This window comes from Pseudomonas oryzihabitans, assembly GCF_032027545.1.
Classification (GTDB): Bacteria; Pseudomonadota; Gammaproteobacteria; order Pseudomonadales; family Pseudomonadaceae; genus Chryseomonas; species Chryseomonas oryzihabitans_F.
The window spans coordinates 363,500-379,546 of the sequence record NZ_JAVSJB010000001.1; the positions used below are offsets into that span (position 1 = coordinate 363,500).

Sequence of the window (16,047 nt, forward strand, 5' to 3'; positions counted from 1 at the left end):
CTCCTCAGACGTTGGCCGGCGTGGTGGGTGTGGCCACGGTGGCCTGGCGCAGGCCGTCGCCGACCTGGGCAGTGCGTTCGTGGCAGTAGCGGCCACTGTGCAGGCTGCTGGGGCCGAGGCGGGCGAAGCGGATCATCAGGTACAGCTCCACGATCAAGAGCAGGGTGTAGAAGGTCACCAGGGCGCCGATGGAACCCAGCAGGTCGCCCACGGCCAGGCTGGAGGCTGACAGGTGGGTGGGCAGTACCTCGCTGATGGTCCAGGGCTGGCGGCCGTGCTCGGCGACCCACCAGCCGGTCTGGGTGGCGATCCAGGGTAGCGGCAGGCTCAGCAGCGCCCATTTCAGCAGCCAGGGCTTCTGCAGCTCGTTGCGCCGGGTCGAGGCCCAGAAGGCGCAGAGGAACAGCGCCAGCATCAGCACACCGCAGGCGACCATGATGCGGAAGGTCCAGAACAGGCTGGCGACGCCGGGAATGGTGTCCCGCGCGGCCTGGCGCACCTGCTCGGGGGTGGCCGTGGTGGGATCGTTGACGTACTTCTTCAGCAGCAGGCCGTAGCCGAGGTCGTGCTTGCGTTGGTCGAAGGCGGCGCGGGTGGCGGCGGAGTCGTCGCCGGCGCGCAGCCGTTCCAGCAGGGCATAGGCCTGGGCGCCATTGCGCACGCGCTCTTCGTACTGGCTGACCAGGTCCTTGATGCCGGTGACCGGCTCGGAGGTGGAGCGGGTGGCGATCAGGCCCATCAGGTAGGGAATCTTCACCGCATAATCGGTGCGCATCTCCTGCTGGTTGGGGATGCCGAACAGGGTGAAGGAGGCCGGGGCTGCCTCGGTGTTCCATTCGGCTTCGATGGCGGCCAGCTTGACCTTCTGCACCTCACCCACGCGATAGCCGGATTCATCGCCCAGCACGATCACCGAGATCACCGCGGCGGTGCCGAAGGCGGCGGCCACGGCGAAGGAGCGCCGGGCGAAGCCGACGTCGCGACCCTTGAGCAGGTAGTAGCTGGAGATGGCGAGGACGAAGATGGCGCCGGTGACGTAGCCCGAGGCCACGGTATGGACGAACTTCACCTGGGCCACGGGATTGAGCAGCAGGGCGCCGAAGTCGACCAGCTCCATGCGCATGGTGACGTAGTTGAATTCGGCGCCCACCGGGTTCTGCATCCAGCCGTTGGCCACCAGGATCCACAGCGCCGATAGATTCGAGCCCAGGGCCACCAGCCAGGTCACCAGCAGGTGCTGGCCCTTGGACAGGCGCTCCCAGCCAAAGAAGAACAGCCCGATCAGGGTGGACTCCAGAAAGAAGGCCATCAGGCCCTCGATGGCCAGGGGCGCGCCGAAGATGTCGCCGACATAGTGGGAGTAGTAGGCCCAATTGGTGCCGAACTGGAACTCCATGGTCAGGCCGGTGGTGACGCCCAAGGCGAAGTTGATGCCGAACAGCTTGCCCCAGAACTGGGTCATGTCCTTGTAGACCTGTTTGCCGGTCATCACATAGACCGACTCCATGATCCCCAGGATCACCACCAGCCCCAGGGTCAGGGGCACGAAGATGAAGTGATACAGCGCGGTCATGCCGAATTGCAGGCGTGACAGGTCCACGACGGATTCCGAGATCATCCCGGCAATCTCCTCAACTAATAGGAAGGGGTACTAGTCCAGCAGGTGGGCGCTGACCGCCTGGGTGGCGTCGGGCGGAACCGTGGGGGCGCTGAACCAGAGGCTCTTGATCACCATCAGCAGCGCCAGCTTGATCAGCAGGATGACCAGCAGTTCCTTGACCAGGCGTCCGTTCATGGCGACCTCGCGAGCCGTGGCGCCCCTCCAGGACGGAGTGGCGGCTGCAGGCAGGATGCGCCTGCTGGCCCTGGGCAAAACTGATCCAGATCAATTGGCCAGTGGCCAGCACCTGGGGCAGGTTGTCGCAGTCGTTCAGGTCGGGTTCAGCGGGGTTAAGACGGTGTTAAGACGCCAAGGCGCAAGGTGGAACCGTGACTGACGCCGAACCGCTTGCCGCGGCGACGCCAGCCCCCGTGTTCAAGACAGGAGAATCCACCATGAACGTCTTCAACAAGATGGCCGCACTCGCCCTGCTCAGCACCGCCAGCTATACCGCCATGGCCGCCGAGATCAACGAAAGACGCGCCCAGGCCGCGCTGCAGCCCAAGCCGGCGCAAGCCGAAGTCGTGGCGGTTCAGCAGCAGGCACCGGCGCGCTGGGATCAGGTGCTCGATCCCCAGGCCTATGGCCAGGCCGCGGTGCGCTATCAGGCGCGGGCGGTCGATCCGGCCCTGTTGCGGGGTGTCAGCTTCGGCTAGGCCCAGGCCAGCCAGCCTGGGCAACCAACCGCCCGGGCTGGGCGGATCTTTGGGCCAAGTCTGCACATGCTATGTTGAACCCCTCGAGACGCGTGGAGGGGTGACGAAGATGCAGACGGTTGCAGCCGGAGAAGCAGCACTCAAGCCGCTACGCCGGGAGGCGCATGCCTGCCTGCCGCTGGTGCCGGGGCAGGATATGTCCGGCTTGAGTCGCTATCGCGAGGCCGGCTTCCATCACGTGTCGCTCAACGTCGGCATGGACATGACGCCTTTCGCGACGGTGCTGCGAACCCTCGCCGGCTTTCACGCCTGGCTGGCCCGGCATGACGCGCACTTCTGTCTCGTCGGCGAGGTGGCCGACCTGCAACGTGCGCGCGAGCAAGGCAAGCTGGCGGTTTCCTTCGATCTCGAAGGCTCGACCATGCTGCTCGACGACCCGGCGATGGTCGGGTTGTATGCCTCCCTCGGGGTGCGCCAGATGCTGCTCGCCTACAACCGCGATAACGCCTGCGCCGGGGGTTGCCATGGCGCAGGCGGCGGTCTGACGACGCTGGGTCGCGCGGTGGTGGCGGCCGGCAATGCGGCGGGCATCACCCTCGACTGCGCCCACGCAAGCGAGCGTGCCAGCCTGGAGATCATGGCGGTCTCGACGCGATCGGTGGTCTTTTCCCACACCAACATCAAGGCGCTCCACGATCATCCCCGGACGATCAGCGATCGGCAGATCCTCGCCTGTGCCGACCAGGATGGGGTGATCGGCCTGACCGGGCTGAGCATCTTTCTGGGTGATCCCGTGGCCTCGGTGGCCAGCTATGTCCGCCAGATCGACTACCTGGCGGAGCGGGTCGGGACCCGGCATATCGGCATCGGTTTGGATACCGAACTGTGCCCGGGCGACCATGACCTTCCCGCTGGCGTCGACGCTGAAGACTGGTGGCCCGCACGCCATTATGGACAGCCCCACGGTCATACCCAGCTGCAACCCGAGGCGCTACCTGAACTGGTACGCCAACTGGCTGGTCGGGGCTACACCGCCGATGACATCGACGCCATTCTGGGCGGGAATTTCCTGCGCATCGCGAGCCAGAACTGGCCATCTGCGGCTACCTGAGTCCAGGTGCAAGGCGCTGTCCCAGGTCCGTTGGCCTAGACGTACTGCGCCGCCGCGAAGCCCGAGGCCCAGGCCCACTGGAAGTTGAAGCCGCCGAGGTGCCCGGTGACGTCCAGCACCTCGCCGATGAAGTACAGGCCCGGTGACTTCAGCGACTCCAGGGTCTTGGACGAGACCTCGCGAGTATCGACGCCACCCAGGGTGACCTCGGCTGTGCGATAGCCCTCGGTGCCCGCCGGCACCAACTGCCAGTCGTGCAGGCGTGCGGCGATGGCCTTGAGTTCGTCCGGGCCGTACTGCTTCAGGGGCTTGGACGGGAACCAGCTGTCGGCGAGCAGGTTGGCCATCTTCTTGGTGAACAGTTCGCCCAGCAGCGTCCTGAGTTCGCTGTTGGGGCGCGCCTGGCGCTGCTCGGCGAGCCACAGCGGCAGGTCGAGGTGGGGCAGCAGGTCGATGCTGAGGGTGTCACCGGGTTGCCAGTAGGAGGAGATCTGCAGGATCGCCGGGCCGCTGAGGCCGCGGTGGGTGAACAGCAGGTTCTCGACGAAGCTCTGGCCGTTGCAGGTGATCCGGCAGTCTTCCACGGCGGTACCGGACAGGGCGCTGCAGAAGTCCTTCAACTGCGGATCGGTGACGGTGAAGGGCACCAGGCCGGCGCGGGTGGGCAGGATGTTATGGCCGAACTGCCGCGCGATCTGATAACCGAAGCCGGTGGCGCCGAGGGTCGGGATGGACAGGCCTCCGGTGGCGATCACCAGGGATTCACCGCGCACCGGCCCCAGGCTGGTCTGCAACTGATAACTCTGCTCGAGGCGGGCGATCTCCGCCACCGAGGTGTTCAGGCGGAGGTCGACGCCGCCTTGGGCGCACTCGTCCAGCAGCAGGGCGAGGATGTCGCTGGCCTTGTTGTCGCAGAACAGCTGACCGAGCTTCTTCTCGTGATAGGGCACCCCGTGCTTGGCCACCAGGGCGATGAAGTCCCACTGGGTGAAGCGCGCCAGGGCCGATTTGCAGAAGTGCGCATTCTGCGAGAGGAAGTTGGCCGGCTCGCAATAGAGGTTGGTGAAGTTGCAGCGGCCACCACCGGACATGAGGATCTTCTTGCCGGCCTTGTTGGCGTGGTCGAGCACCAGCACCCGGCGCCCCCGCGCGGCGGCGCTCAACGCGCACATCAAACCTGCGGCGCCGGCACCGATGATGATGACCTGGGTCTCGAACACACTGAACTCCTTGCCTACTGACGTCTGGCCTGCGGCGGCGCATGTTACCCGATAGGTCGAGGGAATAGCGTCCTACTTCTTGGCCGCGAGTCGGCAGCGCGTGGGACGGCAACGGCATGGATCAGGGTGGTCGTTCAGTCAAGGATGCCGGTTCATCTTACCGATAGCTCTGTCGCCATGCCGAGCGAGATCCTCATCGAGTCTGGGCGAGGGCGAGTGCAAGCCCAGGGCCTTTCTCTGGGCCGACGAGGGCTGTTCATTGCGCAACACGAGGCTGGCAAAGTGTTGCCTGAGCAGCACGCGCTGCTCCCAAGAATTTCCTAATACACTGTTATAAAAGGATTCTTTTGGTGGCATAGGCCATGCAACGGCGGAAGGGTTTCCTCAAGGGAGTCCTTGCATGGCCGTCGTCACCTCACTCAATGCCATCCCCCGCGCCGTACCCGAACGTCCTGCCACCGTCCTGCGCGATGCCGCCGAGGCACTCGACGCCGCTGCCGCGCTTGCCGAGGACTTCGCCCGCGAAGCGCGCAGCCGCGATCAGGAGCGGCGGCTGCCCTGGGCCGAACTCGAACGCTTTTCGGCCAGCGGGCTGTGGGCCATCACCGTGCCACGGGCCTTCGGTGGCGCGGGTGTCGGCTTCGGCACGGTGGCGGAGGTCATCGCCCGTATTTCCGCCGCCGATCCCTCCATGGGGCAACTGCCGCAGAATCATCTGGGGGTGGTCAACAACCTGTTGCTGACCGGCGATCCCGAGCAGCAGCGGCATTACCTGGGGCTGGTGCTCCAGGGTTATCGCTTCGGCAACGCCTTTTCCGAGGCGCGTAGCAAGACCGTCACCCAGTTCGAGACGCGCATCCGCTTCACCGGTGACACGGCCTGGATCGATGGCGAGAAGGCCTATTGCACCGGCGCCCTGTTCGCCCATGTGGTGCCCACGGTGGCACTGGACGAAGAGGGCCTGGCCCATCTCGCGCTGGTGCCCCGCGATGCGGGCGGCCTGACGGTGATCGACGATTGGGACGGCTTCGGCCAGCGCACCACCGCCAGTGGGCGCGTGCTGCTCAAGGGCGTGAGCGTCCCGCGCAGCGCGGTACTGCCGGCCTGGAAAGCTTTCGAGCGGCCCACGGCGGATGGCCCGGTGTCCCAGATCATCCAGGCGGCGGTGGATGTCGGCATTGCCCGGGGCGCCTTCGCCGCGACCTTGGCAGCGGCTCGGCAGTCACGCCCCTGGACCGACAGCGGTCTCGACTACGGCTGGCAGGACCCGCTCGGCCAGGCGCTGGTCGGTGACCTCAGCTGGCGCCTGGCCGCCGCCGAGGCGTTGCTGGAAGAGGCGGGCGTCGCTGTGGACCGGGCCCTGGCTGCGCCCTCGGCCACCAGCGTCGCCGAGGCGTCGGTGGTGGTGGGGCAGGCCAAGGTGGCCTCGACCGAGATCGCCCTGGCGGCCGCCAATCGCCTGTGCGAGCTGGGTGGCGCCCGCAGCGTCGCCGAACGCTTCGGCCATGATCGTCACTGGCGCAATGCCCGCACCCATACGCTGCACGATCCGGTGCGCTGGAAATACCACCTGATCGGCAACTACCTCCTCAACGGTGTCGAGCCGCCCCGTCACGCCTGGAACTGATGCCATGACCGATCTCGCCCTTGCCACCCGCGAAGAACTGGCCTTCGCCGAACAGATTCTCCAGCAGCTGCGCGACGAACTGCCAAAGGACGCGCGTGCCCAGGACCCGCTGGTGATCGCCGCGGTCGGCGATCTTCAGGTGCGCCTGGCCGCGGCGCGCGCCCTGCAGCGTACCAGCCCTGCCGAGGACGAACCGGTACGGCAGATCCAGGTGCGCCTGGCCGCCGACAGTGCCCGCCAGCTCGCCGCCGACCTGCAACGGGAATGGCTGGCAGCAACCGTCGTGCACCGCTCAGCCGGCCCGGCACCCCGGGACCTCAAGCGCCTGCTGGGCGAACACCACCTGACGATCACCGACTAGAAAAGGATTGCCATGTCACTGCGTACCCTGTTCCGTGCCCTCCTGCTGTTGCCGCTGCTGGCCACCAGCGCCCTCGCGTCTGCGGACGAGATCCCCTCGCTCGCCGGCAAGCGCATCGCCATCAGCATGACCGGCACCAGCCACTACTTCGATCTCAAGGCCTTCCAGGCGCAGGTAGAGGAGGTCAAGCGGCTGGGCGGCACCCCCATCACTCTGGACGCCGGTCGTAACGACAAGAACTTGGTCACCCAGCTGCAGACGCTGGTGACCCAGAAGCCGGACGCGGTGATCCAGACCCTCGGCACCCTGAGCGTGATAGATCCCTGGCTGAAGCGCATCGAGGCGGCTGGTATCCCGCTGTTCACCATCGATGCACCGTCCCAGTACAGCCTCAACAACACCACCTCCGACAATGCCGCGGCCGGCCGTGAACTCGCCGAGCAACTGGCCAGGGACACCGGCGGCCAGGGCAACATCCTGGTGTTCAACGGCTTCCAGGGCGTACCGGTGTGCGCTATCCGCTACGCCGAGCTGCGCAAGGTGCTGGAGGCCCATCCGGGGCTGAAGATCATCCAGCCCGAGTTGCGCGATGTGATCCCCAATACCGTGCAGGACGCCCGCGGCCAGATCGCGGCGCTGCTCAACAAGTATCCCAAGGGGCAGATCGCCGCCATCTGGTCGGCCTGGGACATTCCCCAGCTCGGCGCCAGCCAGGCGCTGATCGAGGCCGGACGGACCGAGATCAAGACCTATGGCGTCGACGGCACCCCCGAGGTGCTGGAACTGCTCAAGCGTGACGACAGCCCGGTGGGCGCGGTAGTCGCCCAGCAACCGGCATTGATGGGGCGCACGGCGGTGCAGAACGCCGCCCGCTACCTGGCCGGCGCGCGTGATCTGCCCAAGGAAACCCATGTGCCGACCCTGCTCACCACCAAGGCGAACCTGGACCAGGTCGCGGCGCTGCGGGGTGATCAGTGAGCACGGCGGTGCTCGAACTGCGCGGCGTCGCCAAGCGCTACGGGGCGACCCAGGCGCTGGCAGGCGTCGACCTGACCCTGAGGGGCGGCGAGATCCACGGCCTGATCGGCGAGAACGGTGCCGGCAAGTCCACCCTGATCAAGGTGCTCGGCGGCCTGGTGACCCCCGACGCCGGCGAGCTGCGCCTGGACGGCCAGTCGCTGCTCGGCGCGGGTCCGCGCGAGTTGGCCCGCCGCGGGGTGTCCATCATCCACCAGGAGCGGCTGTTGCCGCCCAACTTCACCCTGGCCGAGGCCTTGTTCTTCGGCCAGGAGCGGCGCCGCGGCCCGCTGCTGGATCGCCGCGGGCAGGAGCGGGCGGCGGAGCAGCTACTGGCCGAGCGCTTCGGCCTGCAATGCCGCGCGCGGACCCGGGTGGCGGAACTGAGCAGCGCTGAACAGCAATTGCTGCAGATCAGCCGGGCGCTGCTGGGCACCCCCAAGGTGCTGGTGCTCGACGAACCCACGGTAGCCCTGGCCCATGGCGAGGTGGAGCGCCTGCTCAGGCTGCTGCGCGAGTTGCGCGACCAGGGCCTGGCCTTGCTCTATGTGTCCCACTATTTGCAGGAGGTCGAGCGTCTCTGTGACAGGGCCACGGTGCTGCGTGGCGGCCAGGTGGTGGCGGAGGTCGAACCCCGCGTCACGCCGGCTGCCGCCATGGCGCGGCTGATGATCAATCGCGAACTCGGCGAGGCCTATCCCAAGGCGCAGGCGCAGCCTGGCGAGGTGCTGCTGGAGACGCGCCGTCTTGGTCGACCGGGGGCTTTCGCCGAAGTCGACCTGCAGGTACGCCGCGGCGAGGTGGTCGGCGTGGCCGGCCTGGTGGGCTCGGGCGCCAAGGAGTTGTTGAAGACGCTGTTCGGCCTGCTGCCGGTAGTCGAGGGCGAGTTGCTGCTGGAGGGACGTCCGCAGCGGTTCGCCCATCCGCGGGCCGCGGTGCGGGCGGGTCTGGCGCTGTTGCCGGAGAATCGCCGGCAGCAGGGCGTGGCCCTGGATCTCACCGTGACCGAGAATCTCACCCTGGCCGCCCTGGAGCGTTTCAGCTGGCTCGGTCTCCGCCGGCCAGGCGCGGAGCGCCAGACCGCATTACGGCTACGCCAGGCGCTGGACATCCGCACCCCGGACCTGGAGACGCCGGTGCGCCACCTCAGTGGCGGCAACCAGCAGAAGGTCGCGCTCGGTAAGTGGCTGGCCCGCGATGCACGGCTCTATCTGCTGGACGAACCCAGCGTGGGCATCGACCTCGCCGCGCGGGCCGAACTCTATCGCCAGGTCGCCCGGTTGGTGGAGCAGGGCGCCGGGGTGTTGATCCTGTCGGTGGACTTGCCCGAGCTGCTCAACCTCTGTGACCGCATCCATGTGATGCATCGCGGACGGCTGCTGCCGGCGCGCCCGGCCAGGGAGCTGAGCGCCGAGGAACTGCTGGCCACTGCCACTGGGGCGGTGGCACCGGCTGCGGACGCGACGGGGAGGGCGGATCTTGGCCTCGCTTCCTGAACGTCTTGCGTTGCCCACCCTGGGCGGACGGCTGGATCTCTGGCGCCACGGCGCGCTGCTGGCCTTCGTGTTGATCGCCGCCCTGTTCGCCTGGCGGGCGCCGGGGTTCCTGGGCGCCGGCAATCTCGCCAACATCCTCGCCCAGGCCGCCATCCCGGGCATTCTGGCGCTGGGCCTCACCCTGGTGATCATCGGCGGGGGCGGCAACGTCCTGGCCGGTGGCCTGGATCTGTCGCTGGCGGCCAATCTCGGACTCTGCGCGGCGGTCCAGGCGACCCTGGTCAACGCGGGGTACGGCGCGCCGCTGGCCATCGGCCTGACCCTGGCCTGCGGCCTGTTGGTCGGGGCGGTCAACGGCCTGGCGGTGACCCTGCTGGGCCTGCCGCCGCTGCTCACGACCCTGGCCAGCCTCAATGTGGTGGCCGGCCTGGAGCTGGTCCTGAGCGAAAACACCGTGCTACCGGCCAGCGCGCCCTGGCTGGATCTGCTCGGGATGGGCAGCCTGCTGGGCATCCCGGCGGCGGGCTGGGTGCTGCTGGTAACCGCCCTGGTGCTGGCCCTGCTGCTGCAGCGCACGCGCTATGGCCTGCGGTTGGCGGCGGTAGGTGATCATCCTGAAGCGGCGCGGGCCGCCGGCCTGCCGGTACGGACGCTGGTGTTTTCCAGCTATCTGCTGGCGGGCGGTTGCGCGGGCCTGGCGGCGTTGCTGTCGGTGGCCTGGTTCAGCGGCAGTACGCCCGGGTCGGGCGAGTTGCTGCTGCCGGTGGTGGCCATCGCCTTTCTCGGTACGGTGTTTTCCTGGCGCTCCCAGCCGAGCGTCGGCGGCACCCTGTTGGCCGCATTGCTGGTGGGCATGCTCGGCAATGGCTTCCAGTTGCTCGGGGTGAGCAGCTTCCTGGTCAATGGCGTGCAGGGCACGCTGATCCTGCTGGTGGTGGCAGCGGCCAGTCTACGCAAGGAGGGCAACCTATGAGCGCGACCCTCTCCCTCGGTCGTCCCAGCCTGCGCCTGGCGCTACCGTTGCTGTTCCTGACGCTGGTGGTGGTCTTCGCCTTGGCCGCGCCTGGCTTTCTCAGCCAGGGCAACCTGCTCAGCCTGCTGTTGAATAATGGCCTGGTGCCGGCGCTGGTGGCCCTGGGGCTGACCTACGCCATCGCCGCGGGCGGCATCGATCTCTCGGTGGGCATCGCCCTGGACCTGGCGGCCTTTGGCTGCATCGCCTTGCTCAATGCCGGCTGGCCGCTGGCCGTGGCGCTCGCCGGTGGCCTGGGACTCGGGCTGCTGGTCGGCCTGGCCAATGCCCTGCTGGTGGCCGGCGTGGGGCTATCGCCTTTCCTCGCCAGCCTGGGGCTGCTGTTCATCGGCACCAGCCTGCAACAGCTGCTGTCCGAGGGCGGCCTGCCGCTGTATCTGAAACCCGAGTTCAGGCCGGCCGCGAGCAGCTGGTTCGGGTTGCCGGCGGCGGTCTGGACCGTGTTGCTGCTGGCGGTGCTCTATGGCCTGGTACTGACTCGCGGACGCCTAGGGCGCGCCTTGCTGGCGCTGGGCAGCCAGCCGTTGGTGGCGCGTTATTCGGGGCTGGCGCTGCGGCGCCTGGCGCTCTGGACCTGCTTGGCTACCGCCCTGGCCGCCGCGGTGGCGGGAATGCTGCTGGCGCTGCGCATCGATGCCTATGTGCCGCTCTCGGGCAATGCCTACCTCATCAATGGCATCGGCGCCGTGTTCATCGGCGCCAGTCTTAATCGCCATGGCCGGCCCAATGTGCTCGGCACCCTGCTGGGCGTGCTGTTGCTGGCGGTGCTCGCCAACGGCCTGCTGCTGGTGGGCTGGAATTTCTACTGGCAACAGGTGGCCACCGGCCTGCTGATCCTCTTGGTGCTGACCCTCAATCAACTCGCCCGGCGCCACGACGCCGCCCACTAGGAGCCCCCATGTCCCGTGAAATCCGCCTCAACGCCTTCGACATGAATTGCGTGGCCCATCAATCCCCCGGACTCTGGCGCCACCCGCGCGACCGCTCCTGGGAATACAAGGACCTCGAATACTGGACCGACCTCGCGCAATTGCTCGAACGCGGCCTGTTCGATGGCCTGTTCATCGCCGACGTCCTCGGTCTCTACGACGTCTACGGTGGCGGCCCCGAGGCTACCCTGCGCGAGGCCACCCAGGTGCCGGTCAACGATCCCCTGGCGCTGATCACCCCCATGGCGGCGGTGACCCGCCACCTGGGTTTCGGCCTGACCGCTTCCCTGAGTTTCGAGCATCCCTATCCCTTCGCCCGCCGGCTCTCCACCCTGGATCACCTGACCAAGGGGCGCATCGGCTGGAACATCGTCACCTCCTACCTGGAAAGCGGCGCGCGCAATCTCGGCCAGTCCGCCCAGGCCGACCACGATGCCCGCTACGACTACGCCGAGGAATACCTGCAGGTCGTCTACAAGCTGCTGGAAGGCAGTTGGGAGGAGGGCGCGGTGGTGCGCGACCGCGCCTCCGGGCGCTTCACCGACCCGGCCAAGGTGCATCCCATCGGCCACCACGGCCGGCATTTCCAGGTGCCGGGCTATCACCTCTGCGAACCCTCGCCCCAACGCACCCCGGTGCTCTACCAGGCCGGCGCCAGCAGTCGCGGCCGCCAATTCGCCGCCGAGCACGCCGAGTGCATCTTCGTCGCCGCACCGTCCAAGACGGTGCTCAAGAAAACCGTGGCCGATATCCGCCGGCGAGCCGCCGAGGCCGGTCGCGATCCGCGCCAGGTGCTCATCTTCAATTTGCAGACGGTCATCGTTGGCGCGACCGATGCCCAGGCCCAGGCCAAGTGGCAGGACTACAAAGGCTACGTGAGCTACGAAGGCGCCCTGACGCTGATCTCCGGCTGGACCGGCATCGACTTCGCCGCCTACCGCCCCGACCAGGTACTCAAGCATCTGCATACCAATGCCATCCAGTCGGCGGTGGAAGCCTTTTCCACCGCCGATCCCAGCAAACAGTGGACGGTGCAGGAGCTGGCCGACTGGGTCGGCATCGGCGGCTTCGGTCCGCTGCTGGTGGGCAGCGCCGCGACGGTGGCGGACGAGTTGCAGAGCTGGGTCGAGGAAACCGACGTGGATGGCTTCAACCTGGCCTATGCCGTGACCCACGAGACCTTCGCCGACGTGGTGGAGCTGCTGGTGCCGGAGCTGCAACGGCGCGGCGTCTACAAGCGCGCCTACCAGGCAGGGACCCTGCGCGAAAAACTCGGCGGTGCCAGCCCGCGGCTGCCCAGTGCACACCCAGCCGCGGGCTATCGAAACCTGGCACGGCAGCGGGACAGGCTCGCGGTGCTCCAGCCGGCCTAGCGCCAGGTGGTCGACGCGTCCGACTCAGCTCACCAGGTGCGTCGCCGCCTCTTCCAGGATTTCCTGCAGGCGCCGCGACAATTCTTCCACCGAGTAGGGCTTGTGGATCAGCTCGAAACCCTGGGCACCGTTGGTGGCCAGGATATGGCTGTAGCCGGAGGTCAGTAGCACCGGCAGGCTGCGATACAGGCGTCTGATCTCGATGGCGAGTTCCAGGCCGCTCAGGCCGGGCATGACCACGTCGGAGAACACCACGTCGTAGTGTCCTGGCCGCTCGGCGAGCAGTGCCAGGGCGAGTTCCGCGCTCGACACCAGCTCAGGGCGATAGCCGAGATCCTGCAGGGAAGCGACGGCGAAGGTGCCCACGTCGAGGTTGTCCTCGACCACCAGCACCGCGATACCGTGGCCATCGGCGACTGCCGGCGGTGTGCTGGTGATCACCGGGCCTGCCTCGCCAGTCACCAGCGGCAGGTAGAGGCGGAAGGTGGTGCCACGCCCGACCTCGCTGGTCACGCGGATCTCGCCGCCGGATTGCTTGATGAAGCCGAAAACCTGGCTCAGGCCGAGCCCGGTACCCTGGCCGACTCTCTTGGTGGTGAAGAAGGGTTCGAAGATCTGGCCGAGGTGCTCCCGGGCGATGCCGCTGCCGGTGTCGGTGATCGACAGGACCACCGCCGGCAGGTCGCTGCCTGCCTGCGACGGGCTTTCCGGAATGGCGGCGACGGTTTCGATGGCGAGGGTCAGACGACCGGCACCGTCCATGGCATCGCGGGCGTTGACCGCCATGTTCACCAGGGCAGTGTCGAACTGGCCGGGATCTGCGTAGACCAGGCAGGGCGTCTCCGGCAAGTCCACCTCGATCTGGATGCGCGAGCCCAGCAGCGTCCCCAGCATGTCGTGCAGGGCGCGTACGTTGGCGCTCGCCGAGAAAACCTCCGGCGTGAGGGCTTGGCGCCGGGCGAAGGCCAGCAGCTGTCCCGTCAGCTTCGCTGCGCGGTCGATGGTCGTGGAAATGGCGTTGATGTAGCGGTCGCGCCGTTCTTCGCTCAGGTTCGGACGCTTGAGCAGATCGCAGGACGACTTGATCACTGTCAGCAGGTTATTGAAGTCGTGGGCCACCCCGCCGGTGAGCTGGCCGATGGCCTCCATCTTCTGGGACTGGCGCAGGGCATCCTCGGCATTGGCCAGGTCCAGGGCGTTCTGCCGTTGCTCAGAGACGTCGCGGACCGTGGCATAGATCAGCCCGTCGTTGTACACGGCATTCCAGGACAACCAGCGATAGGAGCCATCGCGGTGACGGTAGCGGTTCTCGAAGTTGCTCACTGGCTTGCCCTGCCGCAGGGCACCGAAGGCCTGGCGCGTGGCGGCCAGGTCGTCAGGATGGACGAAGGACACGAAGGGCTCGGCCTTGAGCTCCTCCAGCGTCCAGCCGAGCGTCTGTACCCAGGCCGGGTTGAGGCTGACGAAAAAACCGTCGAGACTGGCCACGCAGAGCGGATCGCTCGAACATTGCCAGATCTGGTCGCGTTCGGCCGTGCGCGCCGAAACCTGGCGCTCCAGGTCATCGTTGAGCGCGGCGATGGCTTCGGCTCGCGCCTGCTGCGCCTGGCCCGCCAGCACGCGACTGCTGATGTCGCGCGAGATGCAGATGATCTTCGGGTGGTCGCTGCCGGCGACCTCGAACGGCGAGCAGGACACCTCCCACCAGCGCGGTTCGCCCCGCGCCGTCGGGCAGAAGCCCTCCACGCGGGTGGTCCGACCCTGGCGTGCCTGCTCGATAGCCTGGCGGATCTTGGGTTGTTCCTGTTCCGGCCATAGCGCGGCAAGTTCGCGCCCCATGATCTGATCCAGGGACTGCAACTGATTCATCTCCAGCCCCTGGCCATTCATGAATTCGATATGGCCTTCGGCGGACAGCACCTTGACGCAATCCAGACTGGCCTTGAGCAGGCTGCGCGAGAAGGCCTCGCTGTGCAGGACGTTGCGTGCCGCCTGGAAGCGGCGCTGCGCCGCGATTTCCAGGGCGATCATGCCGGCGAACAGCTCGAAGGTCGCCAGCACTTCCGGGCGACTGGGATGGGCGGGCCGCGGATCTATCGCGCAAAGAGTGCCGAAGAAGCTGCCATCTTCCAGCACGATGGGTACGGAGATGTAGCTGCGCAAACCGTACTGCCGGGGGGTGTGGTGATGGCGGTAGTGGTTGTCCTGCGCCACATCGTCGATCACCACCGGCTGCCGGTGGTCGCGGATCTCGTCGCAGATCGTCGATTCGACCGCCAGCTCGTCGCCGGGCCCGAGGCCGAAGCCGATGAGATCGAGGGTGCAGCAGGCGATCCAGCGATCATCGGTCACCCGCGTCACCGCGGCGAAGCCCATGCCCGTCAGCCGGCACACCGTGTCCAGGATGCGCGGAATCGCGGCGATCTCTGCCACGAGGTCGACGTCTTGCGCGAGACTAGAGGAAAGGCTGGAAGTTGGGGGCGTGGTGCTCATCGGACCGCTCGTACGTCGCCCGGGCCGGGCAGAAGGGGAATTAGCGAGCGACTGGCTGACGCCTTCGCTACGGGATGCTCGAGGCAGTCGTCACAGGCCGTGCTCGGCCAGTATAGCGGTCGCCCAAGCGCAGCGGTCGATCGTGTTGTTGCGATAACGGATAACTTGCGCACAGCACAGCCTCTTTCGTCCTCTTGGCAGCAGGGCGCGCCAGGCTGCTCCCTGCGGGCACCACTACTCGTTCCTCGGGCGAAACCGCTGGGCCTCGACCAGGGCAGGCCGTGATCAGGCCGTGAGCGGAGAGAAGGGTGGCTGGCGCAGGCGACGAACGGCAGGGTCGGTATCTGCGCGCGGAACCGCTGGCTGCCCACCGCGTCGAGCACCCCGGTGCAGAGCCTGCGCAGGGCGTTTCGGCGGCACTTTTGGGCTGGGCTTCCGGTCGTAACTAGGCTTCGCCTGGTCGGTGAGCCGGCCCCGCGTCTTTCCCCACGCTCCGCTCCGAGACGACTCCTATGAATACCGCGAATTGGGCTTACCTCCTCATCGTCGTTGCTGGGTTCCTGCAGGCCGCGGGCGCGGCCATTAACGGCTCGCTCAACAAGGCCTTGGTCAATCCCTGGCTGGCCACTTCCGTGTCGTTCGTGATGGTCACCTTCGTAGCGGTGGGGCTGTTCATCTGCATGCCCAAACCGCTCCCGTCGGTCAATCAGATCGGCGACATGCCCTGGTGGGCGCCTCTGGGGGGGATCGCCGGTGCCGTCGCGGTCTTCGCCGGTCTCCTCTTCATCCAGCGGCTTGGCGCGGCTCCGGTGAATGGGGTCACCATCACCGCCAACCTCATCGCTAGCCTGGCCATCGATCATTTCGGCCTGTTTTCCATGGAGCAGCACGCAGTCAACGGTTGGCGCCTGCTGGGTGCGGTATTCATGATCGCCGGGGTCGTCCTGATCGCTCGTTTCTGAACAGCCACGGCTGTTCGTCCTCCGCCTGCTTGCCCTTCCGCCAGGAAGGCAGCAGGCATTGCCTGTCCTGGCTTCGCTGCTGCGGCTCAGGGCGCCACGGTGCGGCCCG

The 16,047-nt window shown here is 67.2% G+C and carries 14 protein-coding genes; 10 read left to right on the forward strand and 4 right to left on the reverse strand.

Annotated features, from left to right (window positions below):
- Positions 1 to 4: 4 nt before the first annotated feature.
- Both RND78_RS01560 and cydP read right to left on the reverse strand, forming a co-directional pair.
- Positions 5 to 1,618: a cytochrome ubiquinol oxidase subunit I gene (locus tag RND78_RS01560; RefSeq protein WP_312725452.1), complete on the reverse strand. Its 1,614-nt coding sequence runs from the start codon at positions 1,616 to 1,618 to the stop codon at positions 5 to 7.
- A gap of 33 nt (positions 1,619 to 1,651) precedes the next feature.
- On the reverse strand, positions 1,652 to 1,795 hold the full coding sequence (cydP, locus tag RND78_RS01565) for a cytochrome oxidase putative small subunit CydP (protein ID WP_017641416.1): 144 nt from the start codon (positions 1,793 to 1,795) through the stop codon (positions 1,652 to 1,654).
- Between the two features lie 260 nt (positions 1,796 to 2,055).
- On the opposite strand from cydP, the gene RND78_RS01570 reads away from it, so the two are divergent.
- Both RND78_RS01570 and RND78_RS01575 read left to right on the forward strand, forming a co-directional pair.
- Positions 2,056 to 2,316 (forward strand): hypothetical protein, encoded by a 261-nt coding sequence (locus RND78_RS01570; protein ID WP_312725453.1) that lies wholly within the window; start codon positions 2,056 to 2,058, stop codon positions 2,314 to 2,316.
- A 109-nt stretch (positions 2,317 to 2,425) separates the two neighbouring features.
- On the forward strand, positions 2,426 to 3,427 hold the full coding sequence (locus tag RND78_RS01575) for a membrane dipeptidase (RefSeq protein ID WP_312725788.1): 1,002 nt from the start codon (positions 2,426 to 2,428) through the stop codon (positions 3,425 to 3,427).
- 35 nt (positions 3,428 to 3,462) lie between these two features.
- Here the strand turns inward: RND78_RS01575 and RND78_RS01580 are convergent, their stop codons facing one another.
- Entirely contained in the window at positions 3,463 to 4,647 is a 1,185-nt protein-coding gene (locus RND78_RS01580) for an NAD(P)/FAD-dependent oxidoreductase (RefSeq protein ID WP_312725454.1), read from the reverse strand.
- 400 nt (positions 4,648 to 5,047) lie between these two features.
- Here RND78_RS01580 and RND78_RS01585 point away from each other — a divergent pair, with 400 nt between their 5' ends.
- Genes RND78_RS01585 through RND78_RS01615 form a run of 7 tightly spaced genes read left to right on the forward strand, consistent with a single transcriptional unit; the run spans position 5,048 to position 12,483 of the window.
- The gene (locus RND78_RS01585) at positions 5,048 to 6,274 is read left to right on the forward strand and encodes an SfnB family sulfur acquisition oxidoreductase (RefSeq protein ID WP_312725455.1); all 1,227 of its coding nucleotides are present in this window, start codon (positions 5,048 to 5,050) and stop codon (positions 6,272 to 6,274) included.
- A 4-nt stretch (positions 6,275 to 6,278) separates the two neighbouring features.
- Positions 6,279 to 6,635: a hypothetical protein gene (locus tag RND78_RS01590; RefSeq protein WP_312725456.1), complete on the forward strand. Its 357-nt coding sequence runs from the start codon at positions 6,279 to 6,281 to the stop codon at positions 6,633 to 6,635.
- A 12-nt stretch (positions 6,636 to 6,647) separates the two neighbouring features.
- The gene (locus tag RND78_RS01595; protein ID WP_312725458.1) at positions 6,648 to 7,613 is read left to right on the forward strand and encodes a sugar ABC transporter substrate-binding protein; all 966 of its coding nucleotides are present in this window, start codon (positions 6,648 to 6,650) and stop codon (positions 7,611 to 7,613) included.
- Positions 7,610 to 9,148 carry a sugar ABC transporter ATP-binding protein gene (locus tag RND78_RS01600; protein WP_312725460.1) on the forward strand — a complete coding sequence of 513 codons (1,539 nt, stop codon included), beginning with the start codon at positions 7,610 to 7,612 and terminating at the stop codon, positions 9,146 to 9,148. The genes RND78_RS01595 and RND78_RS01600 overlap by 4 nt, the downstream gene beginning before the upstream one ends.
- Positions 9,132 to 10,121, forward strand: a complete 990-nt coding sequence (locus RND78_RS01605) for an ABC transporter permease (RefSeq protein ID WP_312725461.1) — start codon at positions 9,132 to 9,134, stop codon at positions 10,119 to 10,121. Before RND78_RS01600 ends, RND78_RS01605 begins: the two co-directional genes overlap by 17 nt.
- Entirely contained in the window at positions 10,118 to 11,071 is a 954-nt protein-coding gene (locus RND78_RS01610; RefSeq protein ID WP_312725463.1) for an ABC transporter permease subunit, read from the forward strand. The genes RND78_RS01605 and RND78_RS01610 overlap by 4 nt, the downstream gene beginning before the upstream one ends.
- 8 nt (positions 11,072 to 11,079) lie before the next feature.
- Positions 11,080 to 12,483 (forward strand): LLM class flavin-dependent oxidoreductase, encoded by a 1,404-nt coding sequence (locus RND78_RS01615; protein ID WP_312725464.1) that lies wholly within the window; start codon positions 11,080 to 11,082, stop codon positions 12,481 to 12,483.
- A 24-nt stretch (positions 12,484 to 12,507) separates the two neighbouring features.
- Here RND78_RS01615 and RND78_RS01620 read toward each other — a convergent pair whose 3' ends face one another.
- Complete coding sequence (locus RND78_RS01620) at positions 12,508 to 14,976, reverse strand: PAS domain S-box protein (RefSeq protein ID WP_312725466.1); 2,469 nt, start codon at positions 14,974 to 14,976, stop codon at positions 12,508 to 12,510.
- A gap of 512 nt (positions 14,977 to 15,488) precedes the next feature.
- On the opposite strand from RND78_RS01620, the gene RND78_RS01625 reads away from it, so the two are divergent.
- Entirely contained in the window at positions 15,489 to 15,938 is a 450-nt protein-coding gene (locus RND78_RS01625) for a DMT family transporter (RefSeq protein ID WP_312725469.1), read from the forward strand.
- Positions 15,939 to 16,047 lie beyond the last annotated feature (109 nt).

Bases quoted from the DNA above. Each gene is read 5' to 3' on its own strand.
- RND78_RS01560 (WP_312725452.1), bottom strand. From the start codon at position 1,618: ATGATCTCGGAATCCGTCGTGGACCTGTCACGCCTGCAATTCGGCATG.
- RND78_RS01625 (WP_312725469.1), top strand. From the start codon at position 15,489: ATGAATACCGCGAATTGGGCTTACCTCCTCATCGTCGTTGCTGGGTTC.
- RND78_RS01570 (WP_312725453.1), top strand. From the start codon at position 2,056: ATGAACGTCTTCAACAAGATGGCCGCACTCGCCCTGCTCAGCACCGCC.
- RND78_RS01590 (WP_312725456.1), top strand. From the start codon at position 6,279: ATGACCGATCTCGCCCTTGCCACCCGCGAAGAACTGGCCTTCGCCGAA.
- RND78_RS01610 (WP_312725463.1), top strand. From the start codon at position 10,118: ATGAGCGCGACCCTCTCCCTCGGTCGTCCCAGCCTGCGCCTGGCGCTA.
- RND78_RS01585 (WP_312725455.1), top strand. From the start codon at position 5,048: ATGGCCGTCGTCACCTCACTCAATGCCATCCCCCGCGCCGTACCCGAA.
- RND78_RS01575 (WP_312725788.1), top strand. From the start codon at position 2,426: ATGCAGACGGTTGCAGCCGGAGAAGCAGCACTCAAGCCGCTACGCCGG.
- RND78_RS01620 (WP_312725466.1), bottom strand. From the start codon at position 14,976: ATGAGCACCACGCCCCCAACTTCCAGCCTTTCCTCTAGTCTCGCGCAA.
- cydP (WP_017641416.1), bottom strand. From the start codon at position 1,795: ATGAACGGACGCCTGGTCAAGGAACTGCTGGTCATCCTGCTGATCAAG.
- RND78_RS01615 (WP_312725464.1), top strand. From the start codon at position 11,080: ATGTCCCGTGAAATCCGCCTCAACGCCTTCGACATGAATTGCGTGGCC.
- RND78_RS01595 (WP_312725458.1), top strand. From the start codon at position 6,648: ATGTCACTGCGTACCCTGTTCCGTGCCCTCCTGCTGTTGCCGCTGCTG.